The sequence below is a fragment of the Xanthobacter variabilis genome (assembly GCF_043831965.2).
Taxonomy (GTDB): domain Bacteria; phylum Pseudomonadota; class Alphaproteobacteria; order Rhizobiales; family Xanthobacteraceae; genus Xanthobacter.
The window spans coordinates 365,657-379,825 of sequence record NZ_CM195533.1 but is presented as its reverse complement, the minus strand read 5'-3'; the positions used below and the strand labels follow the sequence as shown (position 1 = coordinate 379,825).

Here is a 14,169-nt window from a genome sequence, read left to right as displayed (position 1 = left end):
CATCAGATGCGGAAACCCCAGTGCAGCGCCACCACGCCGCCGGTCATGCGCATGAAGTCCACGCGCTTGAAGCCGGCATCGCGCATCATCTGCGCGAAGGCTTCCGCGTGGGGGAAACGGCGGATGGATTCCACCAGGTACTGGTAGGGCTCCGCATCCCCCGCGACCCGTTTGCCGATCGCGGGGATGACCTTGAAGGAATAGGTCTCGTAGATCTTGTCGAGCCCGGGTACGTCCACCTTGGAGAATTCGAGCACGAACGCCCGCCCGCCGGGCTTCAGCACGCGCCGCATCTCCTTGAGCGCCATGGGAATGCGCGGCACGTTGCGGATGCCGAAGGCGATGGTCACCGCGTCGAACGAGCGATCGGGGAAGGGCAGCTCCTCGGCATTGGCCTCCTGGAAGTCCACCTTGCCGGAAAGTCCGCGCTTCTCCGCGCGCTCGCGGCCCACCGCGAGCATCTCGGTATTGATGTCGGCGACGGTAATGCGCGTGCCACTGCCGCCCGCCTCCGCCACGCGGAAGGCCACGTCGCCGGTGCCGCCGGCAAGGTCCAGCAGGCGGAAGGGGCGCTCGCCCGTGGGCGGGCGCAGCTTGGATACCAGCGCGTCCTTCCAGACCCGGTGCAGGCCGGCGGACATGAAGTCGTTCATGATGTCGTAGCGCCGGGCCACCTTGTGGAACACGTCGTCCACCAGGGCCTGCTTTTCCTGCAGCGGCACGGTGCGGTAGCCGAAATGGGTGTCCGCCTTCCCGTCGCGGAGCCCAGCGGGCCCTTGAGCCCCATGGGGATCTTCGGGTGACGGGGGCGGCTGAAAATTGGGGTCCGTCATGACGGGGAAGCACCACGCGCGCTGTTCGAGATGGTGCGCGACCTTAGCGGATGACGGGCCGCGATGCCATGCGGGGCGCGGAAGGGGCGGTGCGCCCGAACGTCTCTTGTGAGTTGGCTCGCCTTGCTCTTCGCCGGAAGCCCCGGCAAGGGGCTCCCTCCGGCGAGGAATCAGCGTCCGGAGCCGTTCGGCTTGGCGAAGTCCGAAACGTCGAACTCCAGGCCCTCGCGGCTGTAGCGCCGGGCCGCCTTCTTGGAGCCGAACACGTTGTGGAACATCAGCGTGCCAATCTTCAATCCGCGCCGCTCCTTGCGCGCCGCGATCTCTTTCCGCATGGGGAAGAGGGGAACGTTGATCGTGATCGTCATAGCCGCTCTCCAATTGTATTCGTTGGTACAAGTCGGCAAAGAAAAGAGACCGGTGTTAACAATTCGGTAACAATTCCTTGCCGCGAGGGCGTGCTTCTCTGGCACGCGTCCAGTACGCCGTCCGATCGGGGCGTTTATTTGACCTTCATGGGGATGAAGCGCGGCGTAATCGAGAACGTGTTTGCGGAGCTTGGCCGGGTGGTTAACCAAACCTAAACGGCGGCGGTGCGCGAGAGCCGCCACTGGGCCAGCATGGCGCGCAGGGCCGCCGGCTTTAAAGGCTTGTTCAAGATCACCATTTCGGCTGCGTGGGCGGCATCGCGCACGTTTTGGCTGCGGTCGGCGGTAATCAGGGCCGCCGGGAGCTTCCCCAATTTCCACCGCAGGGTCATCACCGCGTCGATGCCCAGGCCGCCGTCGAGGTGGTAATCGACGAGGGCGATATCGGGCGTGATCCCGGCCTGCTGCACCGCCTTCAGGGCCGCTTCGGCATCGCCCGCGGTGATCACGGTGCAGCCCCAGCCGGTGAGCAGGAGCTTCATGCCCTCGATGATGGCCGGCTCATTGTCGATGACCAGGATGGTGAGCCCGTTCAGGGGGGCGCCCGGCCCGCTGGGGCGCTGGGGAGAGGCTTCCGCGGCGGGAATGGCGCTCGCCAGCGGCAGCTCCAGGGTGAAGACGGAGCCGATGCCGGGCTGAGAGCGCAGGGCGATGGGATGTTCGAGCACCCGGGCGATGCGCTCCACGATGGAGAGGCCCAGCCCAAGCCCGCGCGCCACCCGCGCCCCCTGGTCCAGGCGCTGGAACTCCTGGAACACGATCTTCTGTTGCGTCCGAGCGATGCCGATGCCGGTGTCCCACACCTCCACGCGCACGTGCCCCGCCAGATGGCGGCATCCCACCAGGATGCGGCCTTGGGGCGTGTATTTGATGGCGTTGGAAATGAGGTTCTGCAACAGGCGGCGCAGCATGCGCCGGTCCGAGCGCACGGTGAGGGAGCTGGGCACCACCGTGAGGTCGAGGGATTTGTTCCGTGCCAGCGGCGCGAACTCGATCTCCAGTTGCTTCAGCACCTCGCCGATGCGCAGGGGCGCGATCTCGGGTTTCTGCACACCGCTGTCGAGGCGCGACATGTCGAGCAGCGCGCCGAGGATTTCCTCCACCGCCTCCAGGGAGGCGTCCACATGGCCCGCCAGGCGTTGTTCCTCCGCCCCTTTCGCGCGCTCGACCAGGCTCGTCACATAAAGGCGGGCGGCATTGAGGGGCTGAAGAATGTCGTGGCTGGCGGCGGCGAGGAAGCGGGTCTTGGAGATATTGGCCTCCTCCGCCTCGGCCTTGGCGCGCTCCAGCGCCTTGTTGAGGCAGACGAGCTCGTCGGTGCGCTCGCGCACGCGCCGTTCCAGGCTCTCATTGGCCTTCTCCAGGGCCTGGGCGGCCTCCACCGAGGGCGTGATGTCGGTGAAGGTGACGGCGATGCCGCCATCGGGCATGGGGTCGGAGCGGGTCTCGATCACCTGACCGTTCTGGTCCAGCCGTTCGGAGAAGCCCGGGGCGGGAAGGGCATAGCGCTCCACCCGCGTCACCAGCCCCTCGCGGCAGCCCTCCGGGCGCGGGGCGCTGGCGAGAATGGCGCTGAGCGGGGCGCCCACGGTGTAGCAGTCCGCCGGCAGCTCCAGCATCTCGCCGAAGCTGCGGTTCCAGCACACTAGGTTCAGCTCGCGGTCGAACACGGCAATGCCCTGGTGGACATGGTCGATGGCGCTCTGCAGCAGCTCGCGATTGTACTGGATGGCGGCGGAGGCATCGTCCAGCAACTTCAACGCCGCCTTGGTGGAGACCGCCCGCTTGCGCAGCAGCAGCGACAGAGCAAGGCGGGAGGAGGCCGCGCCCACCGCCGCCGCCAGCAGGTGCTCGGCATGGCGCACGGTGGTGGCGTCCGCCTCGCGGTGGGGGTCGATGTCCACATCGTGGATGCGCGCATAGGCGGAGAAGGCGGCCTGGGCCCTATCGCGCCCCAGATAGCGCCCCACGGTGGAGATCAGCTCGCCCACCGTGACCGCGGAACGCCAGCGCAGGAATGAGGGGCGGTGCGGGGGCTGCTCCGGGCTCCGCGCCATGAACAGTTCGGCCTGCACCTCCTCGATCTGGCTCGGGCGGGTGAGGAAGGAGACGATCACCAGGACCAGCGTGTTGACGGCGAGGCTCCAGGCCACCCCATGGGCCAGCGGCCCGGCGGTGAGGCCCAGGAGCGCGGTGGGCTTCAACAGGCCGATGCCGAAGGGGCCCGCGTCGAGCACGCTCTGGGCGACGAGGCCGGCTTCCACCAGGCTCGGCAGCATCAAGGTGTAGGCCCAGATGAGGGTGCCGGCGAGGATGCCGGCGACGGCGCCCTTGGCGGTGGCGCGCCGCCAGGTGAGGCCGGCGGCGAAGGCCGGGCCCACCTGCGCCACGGCGGCGAAGGAGAGCAGGCCGATCTGCGCCAGCTGCACCTCGCCGATGATGCGGTAATAAAGATAGGCCAGCAGCAGGATGACGAGGATGGCGACCCGGCGCACCAGCAGCAGGGCGCCCACCATGTCGTTGGGCTCGGGCGCGCCGGCGTCCTTGGCGCGCCGGCGCAGCAGCAGGGGCATCACGAAATCGTTGGAGATCATGATGGCCAGCGCCACGCTCTCCACGATCACCATGGCGGTGGCCGCCGAAAGCCCGCCCACGAAGGCGAGCAGGGCGAGCCCCTCCGCCCCCGCGGCCAGCGGCACGGCCAGCACGTACATGTCGCTGTCCACCACCTCGCGGGGGAACAGCGTCATGCCCGCCAGCGCCAGCGGCACCACGAACAGGTTGATGAGCACGAGATAGAGAGGAAACAGCCAGCGGGCGCGGCGGATCTCCTCCTCGCCCTTGTTCTCCACCACCGCCACGTGGAACTGGCGCGGCAGCAGCATGAAGGCGCCGCCGGAGAGGATCGTCATGGTGATCCAGTTCTCCAGCGACAGGCCGCGCGTGAAGGGGGCCGTCACGCCGGCGGCGGTGGCCGTGCGCCACAGGTCGGCGGGGCCGGAGAAGAGGAAGAAGGTGACGAGGATGCCCACCGCCAGGAATGCCGCGAGCTTCACGATGCTCTCGGTGGCGATGGCTAGCATCAGGCCGTTCTGGTGCTCGGTGGCATCGGTGTGGCGGGTGCCGAACAGCACCGCGAAGGCGGCCATGGCGCAGGCTACGAACAGAGCGAGGTCGCCGGCCGGCGTGCCCTGGGTGGCCTGCCCGGCGAAATAGCCCAGCACCGCCAGCAGCGAGGCCGACACCGCCTTCAGCTGCAGCGAGATATAGGGGATGGAGCCGGCCAGCGCGACCAGGGCCACCAGCGCCGCGATGCCCTGGTGCTTGCCATAGCGGGCGGCGATGAAGTCGGCGATGGAGGTGATGTTGTTGGCCTTGGCCAGCCGCACCACCCGCAGGAAGGCCGGGCCGGCCACCGTCATCAGGATGATGGGGCCGAGATAGATGGTGAGGAAGTCAAAGCCCTGGGTGGTGGCAAGGCCTACCGATCCGAAGAAGGTCCAGGACGTGCAGTAGACCGCCAGCGATAACGAATAGATGAGAGGCCGCGCGGAGCGGCGCTTCTCGGAGGGGCGCAGCCGGTCGCCGAAGCTCGCGATGGCGAACAGGAAGCCGATATAGGCCAGCGCGGCGAAGATGACGACCGAAGCCTGAAGCATGTCCCCCGTCCGGCGGCGGAACCCGCACCGCCGCCCGTTCTTCTCATTCTCTGCAACTCACCATCCGCGACGGGTCTTGTCCAGTCGGGACACTCCCGTGGCGTCTCAGGCGAGGGCGTCGATCTCCGCGTCTGTGAGCGCGCCGGGGACGATGGTGATGGGCACCGGGAAATGGCCGGAATGGAAGGATACCAGCGCGCTCACCAGGGGGCCCGGCCCCTCCCGCCCCACCCCGGCGGCCAGCACCAGGATGGCCACGTCCTCGTCCTCCGCGATGGAGGCGAGCACGGCTTCCGCCTTGGTGCCCTCGCGGATCACCGTCTCGGCGTCCACCCCGGCCACCTGGCGGGCGCGGGCGACGAACTTCTGAAGGCGCGCGCTCATGTCGTCGGTGGCTTCGACGCGCATGAGGTCGCCGATGCCGAGCCACTGCTGGTTGACACCCTCCAGCTCCAGCACGCCCAGCAGCAGCAGGGCGCCGCCGGTGCCGGCGGCCCGGCGGCTCGCATAATAGACGGCGCGGTCGCATTCGGGCGTGTCGTCCACCACCACCAGGAACTTGCGACGATGGCCGGGCTCCCGGCTGCGCCGGGGCGCGGCCGGCGGGTTGGGGGCAGGCGAACGGGGATCGGTCATGGCAGCCTCGGCCGGTCGCTGCGCGAGCGCACGCCAGGCCGGGTCCTCAGGGAACCCTGGGGTCACGGGACCCAGGGCCCGTGACCCCAGGGCCCGTGACGGCCGGAGAGGCGGACGCCCCGCGCAGCGCGATTCAATGGGGCGCTCCATGCTGCCATGGCGGAGCGGGCGCCGGTGAAAAAAGTGGGGCCCGGGCGGGGCTCCGGGCCATCCGGCGGGGGCCTCGCGCGGCCCTGGACACCCGCAGCCGCCGGCGAAGCCTTTCAATGGCGGGGCGAATTGCTCTACAGACGGACCATCGCCACTTGCCCGGACGGCGAAGCCGCGCCGGCCGCAACATCACGGAGACGCGCCTTGCCCGCCAGCGCCGCAAACCTCACCCTGGAAACCGCGCAGGTGATCATCACCGCCGCCCTCGTCCATGCGCGCACGCAGGAGATGAACCCGCTCGCGGTGTGCGTGCTCGACGCGCGCGGCGCCCTGAAGGCCTTTTCGGCGGAGGACGGCACCAGTCTCAAGCGCGGCGATATCGCCATGGGTAAGGCCAATGGCGCCTTGTCCCTGGGCATGGGCTCGCGCTCCCTGTTCCGGCGCGCGCAGGATCAGCCCTTCTTCATCAGCGCCGCCACGGCCGCCATCGGCGGCTCGCTCATTCCGGTGCCCGGTGGCGTGCTGGTGCGCGATGGCGAGGGGCGGGTGATCGGCGCCGTCGGCATTTCGGGCGACACTTCGGACAATGACGAGGCGGCGGCGCTCGCTGGCATCGCCTCCGCCGGTTTCGTGGCCGATCCGGGCACGGACTGAACCGGCCCGGACCCAACCGGCGCAAACGGCCCGAGGTTCGCGCGCAAAAACGCACGAAGCCGGTGATCTCAGAGGATCTGGGCCGCGTCCGCGAAGGCCAGCCGCGGCAGGCGATCATACAGCTTGGTGTGGTCGCCATGGCCGAGGGCGGCGATGAAGTTGGTCTTCACCGTGCCGTCGGGGAAGAATTCCGCATCGACCTTGGCGGCATCGAAGCCGGACATGGGGCCGACATCGAGCCCCAGCGCCCGCGCGGCGATGATGAGATAGGCCCCTTCCAGCGACGAATTGCGGAAGGCGTGGGGCTCCACCATGGCCGGGGCGTTCACGAACATGTCCCGCGCGCCCGGATTGTGGGGGAAGAGCTCGGGAATCTTGTCGTAGAACTTCAGGTCATAGGCGATCAGCACGATCACCGGCGCGGCCAGCGCCTTGTAGTTACCCTGGGCGAGGCCCGGCTTCAGCCGCGCCTTGGCCTCTTCCGAGCGCACGAAGACGAAACGCGCGGGCTGGGTGTTCATGGCGGTGGGGCCGAGCTTCACCAGGTCGTAGAGCGCGTGAAGCTCCGCGTCGGTCACCGGCTGGTCGGTCCAGCCATTGTGGGAGCGGGCGCCGAGGAAAAGCTGCTCCAGGGCAGCATCGTTGATCTTCTGCTTCATGATGGGTTCCAAAAGGAAGAACAGGAATGGAATGAACAAGGATCGCACTGGCGATCTAGGAGCCCCTTGGCCGATGAACAACGGCCGCGCTTGCAAGATTGCCTTGCATCGGTGCAAACCGATCAGGACGCTTGATGCCGGTGTCACGCGAATTGATGGGCCAGGGTCCCTTCCCGTCGCTATGGTCCGCGCGGTTCATGCCGCAGCCCCTTCGAGATGAGTTCCATGTCCTCTTCTTCTCCCGCCTCGCCTTCGGCTCCGCTCCTGTCCGAGGATCCCTATCTTGCGCAGGTGCGCCAGCACATCGTGGCGCTGCCGGAAAGCGGCATTGTCGAGGTGATGAATTATGGCCGCTCGCGTCCGGGCATGATTCCCCTGTGGGCGGGGGAGGGCGACGTGCCCACGCCCGGCTTCATCTGCGACGCTGCGGCGGCCGCGCTCCATGGCGGTGAGACCTTCTACACTTGGCAGCGGGGCCTGCCCGAGCTGCGCGAGGCCATCGCCCGCTACATGGCGCGCCTTTACGGCGTCGCGGAGGATCCGGAACGCTATTTTGTCACCGGCTCAGGCATGCAGGCCATCCTCGTGGCCTTCTCCATCGCCCTCGGCGCGGGCGACGAGATTCTCTTGCCCTCGCCCATCTGGCCCAATGCGGCGGCCGGGGCGCAGAAGCTGGGGGCGGTGCCGGTGCATGTGCCGCTGGCCTATGGCGCGGAGGGCTTCTCCCTTGATGTCGGCCGGCTGGAAGCGGCGGTGACGGCGCGCACGCGGGCCATCTTCCTCAATACCCCCTCCAATCCCAGCGGCTATGTGGCCACCCACGAGGAACTGCAGGCTGTTCTCGAATTCGCCCGCCGCCACAAGCTGTGGATCATCGCCGACGAGATCTATGGCCGCTTCTATTATGGCGAGGGGGAGCGCGCGCCCTCCTTCCATGATGTGATGAGCCCGGATGACCACATCCTCTTCATCCAGACCTTCTCGAAGAACTGGGCCATGACCGGCTGGCGCATCGGCTGGATCGAGGCCGATCCGCGGCTGGGGCAGATCATCGAGAACCTCATCCAGTATTCCACCTCCGGCGTCGCCGCCTTCATGCAGAGGGGCGCCATCGCGGCGCTGGAACAGGGCGAGCCCTTCGTGGCCGAGCAGATCGCCCGCGCCCGGCGGGGGCGGGACATCGTGGCCGACGCGCTGCTCGCCACCGGCAAGGTGGACCTGGTGAAGCCGAAGGGCGCCTTCTACCTGTTCTTCGGCATTGAGGGCTTTGCGGATGTGCGCCGGCTGGGCCTGACCCTGGTGGACGAGGCCAATGTGGGCATCGCGCCCGGCACCGCCTTCGGCGCCGGCGGAGAGGGCTTCATGCGCCTGTGCTTCGCCCGCGGCGAGGCCCAGCTTGCGGAGGCCGCCCGGCGTCTCGCGGCCTGGATCGAGGCCAATGCCGGTGGCGCGCGCGCGTCCACGCCCCGGACCTGAGGGCGGAGCATGAGGGGGCCTTCCACGGCGGCTATCCGGACCGCGCTCGGCGCGCTGGCCACCCTTGTGGCGGGGAGCGTGGGCGGAGCGCTGTTCGCCGCGCTGGGCCTGCCGGCAGGCTGGATCTCGGGCGCGCTGGTCTTCACCATCGTTCTGGCGGTGGGCGGGGCTCCGGTGGCGGTGCCCGAATGGGTGCGGTTTTTGTCCTACACCGTGCTGGGCGCCTCCATGGGCACGGTGCTGACGCCAGACATGTTGGCCCATGCCGGCTCCTGGCCCATCAGCATGGCCTGTCTTGCCGCGAGTGTGGTGGGCACCATGGCGGGCGGCGCCTTGTTCCTCACCCGCGTCGGCGGATGGTCCCTGGAAACGGCGTTTTATGCCTCGGCGCCCGGCGCCTTTTCCGCCGTGCTCGCCATGGCCGATGAGCGCGACGTGGACCTGAGGCAGGTGGCCTTTGCCCAGACGCTGCGCCTGTTCCTGCTGGTGGCGGCGCTGCCCAATGTGCTGGGGGCCATGGGCCTGGCCGGTGGTGGCCTGCAGCCGCAACCCCATGTCTCACCGCTGCTGGATGTGGTGATCCTGTTCGCGGTGTCCGCCGCGTGCGGCCTCGGCGCCGCGGCCCTCAAGGTGCCCGGCGGCCTCATTCTCGGCGCGCTGGCGGGCAGCGCGGCGCTGCATATGGGCGGATGGTCCGATGCGGTGATGCCGCGCGCGCTGCTGGTGCCCGCCTTCGTGGGGCTGGGCGCGGGGGTGGGTGCGCGCTTCATCGGCACCAGCCTTTCGGCCATCCGCTCCTATTTCTGGGTGTCGCTCGGCGCGTTTCTGGTGGCGATCGCAGTCGCCACGGTGTTCGCGACCCTGGCGGCGGTCCTGACCGGGGACGATTTCGGCAAGCTGCTGACGGCATTCTCGCCCGGCGCGCTGGAGGCCATGACGGCGCTGGGTTTCGCCATGGGCTATGATCCCGCCTTCATGAGCGCCCATCACCTGTTCCGCTTCGCCGGGCTCTCGGTGGCGCTGCCGGTGGCGGCGCACCTGCTGTTCACCCTGGAAAAGGGCGCCAAGGACGGTCAGGCCGAAAACCGCGATCGCTGACGGGCTCCCGCCGGGCGTGTTTTCCGCAGTCAGGCGCCGTAGCGGTGAAGGCTGGCGCCGTGATGGCGCAGCCAGCCTTCCGCCTCGCGGCGGGCAGGATAGATGCTTTCCACCACTTTCCAGAAGCGCGGGCCGTGGTTCAGCTCCAGCCGGTGGGCCACTTCATGGGCGGCCAGATAGTCCAGCACGAAGGTGGGCGCCATGATGAGGCGCCAGGAGAAGGAGAGGTCCCCCTTCGCGGAGCATGAGCCCCAGCGGCTCGACGTGTCGCGCAGGGTGATGCGGCCGATCTTCGCCCCCACCGCCACGGCGTGGCGCTGCACGGCGGTGGAGATGTCCTGCCGCGCCTCGCGCTTGAGGTGATCGGTGACGCGGCGCGCCACATAGGGCGCCTCCCCGGCCACGAACAGGGCCGGGCCGCCCTCATCGTCAAGGCCGAGCCACACGGTGCCGCGGGCATCCGGCAGGTGGATGATTCGGTGCGGCTCGCCGCGCACCGGCACGAGCGCGCCGTGCTCGAACCGCACCACTTCGGGCAGGCGACCCAGGCGCACGCGGATCCACTCGCGGTGACGGCGCACGAAATCGCCCGCAGCGGCCAGGGAAACGTGGGGCGGGGCGGTGACCGTGACATCACGCGTGGCGGAGCGCACGCGCAGCGTCAGCCGCCGGGCCTGGGGATGGCGACGGATGGAGACGCAAAGGGCCTCGCCATCGAGCTCCAGCTCGATGGCTTCACAGCGCTTCGGTGGCGCCTTCAGGTCCGGGCGACGAAACAGCGGCATGAGGACACCATGCACGAGGAGCCTAATGACGATTGGGTGTCATCTTCTCCAGAATTGGCGTCCTCAGCCAGAGCTAAGTTGCAGCATTCCGTGGATAAAGTGAGGTGACCTTCGCCGGCAGGGCAAAAATGTCAGGCTCGTGGCATGTTTCCGCGGGTTCCGAACCGGTGGTCATGGGGGCCGGTTTCATGTTGCCCTGCACAATGCCGTCAGGAAATTCCTGGCGCAGGATGAACTCGGCGATGCGCGGCGCGATCTCCGACCGGAAGCGCGAGCCGTTGAACACGCCATAGTGACCCACGCCCGGCTGTTCCCAATGGGCCCGCTTGTGATCGGGCAGGCGCGGGCACAGTTTGTGGGCCGCCCGGGTCTGGCCGATGCCGGAGATATCGTCCTTCTCGCCCTCCACCGTCATCAGCGCGACGCGGTGGATCGCCTCCGGCTTCACCACCTGGTCGTGATGCAGGATCTCGCCCTTGGGCAGGGCATGGGTGATAAAGACGTTCTCGACCGTCTCGAGATAGAATTCGGCGGTCAGATCCATCACCGCCAGGTATTCGTCGTAGAAGTCGCGATGCTTCTCGGCCGAATCGCCATCGCCCTTCACCAGGTGGGTGAACAGGTCCCAATGGGCCTGGACGTGGCGGTCGAGATTCATGCTCATGAAGCCGTTGAGCTGGAGGAAGCCGGGATAGACCTCCCGCAGCGCGCCGGCATGGGGCCAGGGAACTGTGGTGATGACGTTGCGGCGGAACCAGTCCATGCCGCGGTCCTTCGCCATGGCGTTCACCGCGGTGGGCGCCTCACGCGTGTCGATGGGCCCGCCCATGAGGGTCATGGACTTGGGCACATAGGGATCCTCTTCCGCCTCCATGCGGGCCACGGCCATCATCACCGGAACAGCCGGCTGGCACACGGCCATCACATGGCAGTCCCCGCCCAGGCGGTGGAAGATGGAAATGAGGTAGTCCACGTAATCGGAAAGGCCGAACCGCCCTTCGGCCAGGGGCACCAGTTTGGCGTCCACCCAATCGGTCACATAGACGTCGTGGCTGGGCAGCATGGCCTCCACCGTGCCGCGCAGCAGGGTGGCGTAATGGCCGGACACCGGCGCCACCACCACCAGTTTCGGCTGGCGGGCCGCTGGGGGATGCTCGAACGCGCGCTCGAAATGCAGGAGATTGCAGAAGGGACGGCGCCACACGGTGTTGACGTGCACCGGCACGCGCTGGCCATCCACAAGGGTTTCCCGGATGCCCCAATCCGGCTTGCCGTAGCGGCGCGTGGTGCGCTCGAACAGCTCGCAGGCCGCCGCCATCGATTTGCCGATGGTGGTGTGGGACACCGGGTTGATGGGGTTCTTCAGAAACAGTCGGCTGGCGTCGGCCATGGCGCGGGAGGGGTTGAGGGCAGCATGCCCCATCTCGTAGAGCCAGTAGAGCGGCGTCGTGTAGCCCAGATCACCACCGTACTCGCCCTGAGTCGGACGCTGGGTCGAGCCCGTGAAGTCTCCGATGGCCATGGCATTTCCTCGCTTATTGTGCGTTCCTCGCTTTATGTTGCGTTTCACGCTTTATTTTAGAAGCAGAGCGTGTGCTCTCTTTCTTATGTGGTCAATGCCGACAAAGGATATACGCCGTTCCTCGCGATGAAGTATGGCCAAGATGTCACAATGTCGCGCATTGCGACATCACAGCTTCGGCGCGGAGGCTTGCCTGAAAGTGACTAAACGATGAATCCCGCTTTCGCTCCGCCGCTTCACGGGCGCTCCTTCGGCCTGCGGCTGGACACGTTGATTCGCCTGCGCTGGCTGGCGGTGACGGGTCAGGTTGCTGCGCTGGTGGTGGTGCATCTGCTGCTGGGCTTTCCCCTGCCGCTCGCCTCCTGCTTCGCGGTCGTTGCCCTTTCGGCGATGGTGAACGTGTTGTTGCGGATCAAGTATCCGGTGGCGCGGCGCCTGAGTGACGCTGCGGCAGGTCCGCTGTTGGCCTATGATCTTCTTCAGCTCACCGCGCTGCTCTACCTGACGGGCGGGCTCAAGAACCCGTTCGCGCTGCTTTATCTTGCGCCGGTGATGATCTCGGCGACCGCGCTCGCCTGGAGCACGACGGTGGTGCTGGGTATTCTGGCGGCGGCCTGCGCCGGCGCGGTGGGCCTGTGGGCGCGCCCGCTGCCCTGGGCGGGGGAGGCGCTGCCGGTGCTGCCGGAGCTTTATCTGGCCGGCATCTGGGTGTCGCTGACGGTGGCCATCGGCTTCATCGGCCTGCATGCCTGGCGGGTGGCGGAAGAGGCGCGCGAGCTGGCGGACGCCTTGGCGGCCACCGAGCTGGTGCTGGCGCGCGAGCAGCATCTGTCCGCCATCGACGGCCTCGCGGCGGCTGCGGCACACGAGCTGGGCACGCCGCTATCCACCATCGCGCTGGTGGTGAAGGAGATGCAGCGGGCCATGCCGCCCGGCGCGCCCTATGCCGATGACGTGTCGCTGCTGCGCGACCAGGTGGGGCGCTGCCGCGACATTCTTCAAACCCTGACCTCGCTCCGGTCGGGAGATGCGCCGTTCGATCGCATGCCGGTGCGCGTGCTGCTGGAGGAAGTGGCCGAGCCACACCGCAATTTCGGCATCGCCATCGTCATCAATGCGCCGGGGCGGCCCGATGATCCGGTGATCGGCCGTAATCCGGGCCTGCTCTACGGGCTCGGCAATCTGGTGGAAAATGCCGTCGATTTCGCCCGCTCGCGGGTGGATATCGCCGCGGAATGGACCCCCACAAGCCTCGTCATGGTGGTGGAGGACGATGGCCCAGGCTTCTCGCCCGAGGTGAGCGCCCGCATCGGCCAGCCTTATGTGACCTCCCGTGCCCGCGAGCGCCTGGAGGATCGCGGCGACCAGGATGAGGAGAGCGGGCTGGGGCTCGGCTTCTTCATCGCCAAGACGCTGCTGGAGCGCACCGGCGCCACCCTCACCTTCGAGAACCGCCCGCCGCCGGCCACCGGCGCTTCCATCCGCATCACTTGGCCCCGGCGCGCATTGGCCATAGAAATGGATGATGACGCGACAAAGGGACGCGCAGCCGACTATTCTGCCACCGAAGGCGCGTAAAAGCGGACGCGGAATTTCAACCGTTCCTGAACGCCATTGTTTAGATGTGACGGCGCATTGCCCCAGCGCCCCGGATGCCGAGGACACATAACGATGAATGAAACGACGCCGCTCGAAGTGGGAGAAGACCGTTCGGTCCTGATCGTCGACGACGATCGCTCCTTCCTGCAGCGCCTCGCGCGGGCCATGGAGGCGCGCGGCTTCCAGGTTGCCACCGCCGAAACCGTGGCCGACGGCCTCGCCCGCGTGGAGGAGTCCGCGCCCGCCTTCGCGGTGGTGGACATGCGCCTGGGCGACGGCAGCGGCCTCGACGTCATCTCCGCACTGAAGAAGCATCGCCCCGGCGCGCGCGCCATCGTGCTCACCGGCTACGGCAACATCGCCACCGCCGTCACCGCCGTGAAGCTGGGCGCGGTGGACTATCTCGCCAAGCCCGCCGATGCGGACGACGTGGTGGCCGCGCTCATCGCCTCGGGCGATCACAAGCCCCATCCGCCGGAAAACCCCATGTCGGCGGACCGGGTGCGGTGGGAGCATATTCAGCGCGTCTATGAATTGTGCGGGCGCAATGTGTCGGAGACGGCGCGTCGCCTTTCCATGCATCGGCGCACGCTTCAGCGCATCCTGGCCAAGCGCGCGCCCCGCTGAGGGGCGCAGGCGCGCTTCGGTCCGGGCCGGATCGGGGCTCGGA

12 protein-coding genes are annotated in these 14,169 nt (G+C 67.9%); 5 read left to right on the top strand and 7 right to left on the bottom strand.

The window, feature by feature from the left end:
- Window positions 1-2: 2 nt before the first annotated feature.
- From ubiE to V5F26_RS01640, 4 genes are all read right to left on the bottom strand, one after another.
- Window positions 3-833 (bottom strand): bifunctional demethylmenaquinone methyltransferase/2-methoxy-6-polyprenyl-1,4-benzoquinol methylase UbiE, encoded by an 831-nt coding sequence (gene ubiE / locus V5F26_RS01655; RefSeq protein ID WP_394946767.1) that lies wholly within the window; start codon window positions 831-833, stop codon window positions 3-5.
- Window positions 834-1,003: 170 nt separating this feature from the next.
- Window positions 1,004-1,201: a hypothetical protein gene (locus V5F26_RS01650; protein ID WP_234051121.1), complete on the bottom strand. Its 198-nt coding sequence runs from the start codon at window positions 1,199-1,201 to the stop codon at window positions 1,004-1,006.
- 212 nt (window positions 1,202-1,413) lie between these two features.
- Window positions 1,414-4,920 carry a hybrid sensor histidine kinase/response regulator gene (locus V5F26_RS01645; RefSeq protein WP_394055954.1) on the bottom strand — a complete coding sequence of 1,169 codons (3,507 nt, stop codon included), beginning with the start codon at window positions 4,918-4,920 and terminating at the stop codon, window positions 1,414-1,416.
- Window positions 4,921-5,025: 105 nt separating this feature from the next.
- On the bottom strand, window positions 5,026-5,556 hold the full coding sequence (locus V5F26_RS01640; protein WP_234051119.1) for a universal stress protein: 531 nt from the start codon (window positions 5,554-5,556) through the stop codon (window positions 5,026-5,028).
- Between the two features lie 354 nt (window positions 5,557-5,910).
- Here V5F26_RS01640 and V5F26_RS01635 point away from each other — a divergent pair, with 354 nt between their 5' ends.
- Window positions 5,911-6,360 (top strand): GlcG/HbpS family heme-binding protein, encoded by a 450-nt coding sequence (locus tag V5F26_RS01635; RefSeq protein ID WP_234051118.1) that lies wholly within the window; start codon window positions 5,911-5,913, stop codon window positions 6,358-6,360.
- A gap of 68 nt (window positions 6,361-6,428) precedes the next feature.
- Here V5F26_RS01635 and V5F26_RS01630 read toward each other — a convergent pair whose 3' ends face one another.
- Window positions 6,429-7,019 (bottom strand): malonic semialdehyde reductase, encoded by a 591-nt coding sequence (locus V5F26_RS01630; protein ID WP_234051117.1) that lies wholly within the window; start codon window positions 7,017-7,019, stop codon window positions 6,429-6,431.
- A 225-nt stretch (window positions 7,020-7,244) separates the two neighbouring features.
- Between V5F26_RS01630 and V5F26_RS01625 the strand changes: the two genes are divergently transcribed.
- Both V5F26_RS01625 and V5F26_RS01620 read left to right on the top strand, forming a co-directional pair.
- The gene (locus V5F26_RS01625) at window positions 7,245-8,495 is read left to right on the top strand and encodes a pyridoxal phosphate-dependent aminotransferase (protein ID WP_394055957.1); all 1,251 of its coding nucleotides are present in this window, start codon (window positions 7,245-7,247) and stop codon (window positions 8,493-8,495) included.
- 9 nt (window positions 8,496-8,504) lie between these two features.
- Window positions 8,505-9,593 (top strand): AbrB family protein, encoded by a 1,089-nt coding sequence (locus V5F26_RS01620; RefSeq protein WP_394946766.1) that lies wholly within the window; start codon window positions 8,505-8,507, stop codon window positions 9,591-9,593.
- 29 nt (window positions 9,594-9,622) lie between these two features.
- Here the strand turns inward: V5F26_RS01620 and V5F26_RS01615 are convergent, their stop codons facing one another.
- Entirely contained in the window at window positions 9,623-10,378 is a 756-nt protein-coding gene (locus tag V5F26_RS01615) for a M48 family metallopeptidase (protein WP_394946765.1), read from the bottom strand.
- 73 nt (window positions 10,379-10,451) lie between these two features.
- Window positions 10,452-11,900 carry a polyhydroxyalkanoate depolymerase gene (locus tag V5F26_RS01610; protein WP_394055962.1) on the bottom strand — a complete coding sequence of 483 codons (1,449 nt, stop codon included), beginning with the start codon at window positions 11,898-11,900 and terminating at the stop codon, window positions 10,452-10,454.
- A gap of 210 nt (window positions 11,901-12,110) precedes the next feature.
- Here V5F26_RS01610 and V5F26_RS01605 point away from each other — a divergent pair, with 210 nt between their 5' ends.
- Window positions 12,111-13,478, top strand: coding sequence for an ActS/PrrB/RegB family redox-sensitive histidine kinase (locus V5F26_RS01605; protein WP_234051113.1), 1,368 nt, complete (start codon window positions 12,111-12,113; stop codon window positions 13,476-13,478).
- Window positions 13,479-13,571: 93 nt separating this feature from the next.
- On the top strand, window positions 13,572-14,126 hold the full coding sequence (locus V5F26_RS01600) for an ActR/PrrA/RegA family redox response regulator transcription factor (protein WP_234051112.1): 555 nt from the start codon (window positions 13,572-13,574) through the stop codon (window positions 14,124-14,126).
- Window positions 14,127-14,169 lie beyond the last annotated feature (43 nt).

Bases quoted from the DNA above. Each gene is read 5' to 3' on its own strand.
- ubiE (WP_394946767.1), bottom strand. From the start codon at position 833: ATGACGGACCCCAATTTTCAGCCGCCCCCGTCACCCGAAGATCCCCAT.
- V5F26_RS01650 (WP_234051121.1), bottom strand. From the start codon at position 1,201: ATGACGATCACGATCAACGTTCCCCTCTTCCCCATGCGGAAAGAGATC.
- V5F26_RS01645 (WP_394055954.1), bottom strand. From the start codon at position 4,920: ATGCTTCAGGCTTCGGTCGTCATCTTCGCCGCGCTGGCCTATATCGGC.
- V5F26_RS01640 (WP_234051119.1), bottom strand. From the start codon at position 5,556: ATGACCGATCCCCGTTCGCCTGCCCCCAACCCGCCGGCCGCGCCCCGG.
- V5F26_RS01630 (WP_234051117.1), bottom strand. From the start codon at position 7,019: ATGAAGCAGAAGATCAACGATGCTGCCCTGGAGCAGCTTTTCCTCGGC.
- V5F26_RS01625 (WP_394055957.1), top strand. From the start codon at position 7,245: ATGTCCTCTTCTTCTCCCGCCTCGCCTTCGGCTCCGCTCCTGTCCGAG.
- V5F26_RS01620 (WP_394946766.1), top strand. From the start codon at position 8,505: ATGAGGGGGCCTTCCACGGCGGCTATCCGGACCGCGCTCGGCGCGCTG.
- V5F26_RS01615 (WP_394946765.1), bottom strand. From the start codon at position 10,378: ATGCCGCTGTTTCGTCGCCCGGACCTGAAGGCGCCACCGAAGCGCTGT.
- V5F26_RS01610 (WP_394055962.1), bottom strand. From the start codon at position 11,900: ATGGCCATCGGAGACTTCACGGGCTCGACCCAGCGTCCGACTCAGGGC.
- V5F26_RS01605 (WP_234051113.1), top strand. From the start codon at position 12,111: ATGAATCCCGCTTTCGCTCCGCCGCTTCACGGGCGCTCCTTCGGCCTG.
- V5F26_RS01600 (WP_234051112.1), top strand. From the start codon at position 13,572: ATGAATGAAACGACGCCGCTCGAAGTGGGAGAAGACCGTTCGGTCCTG.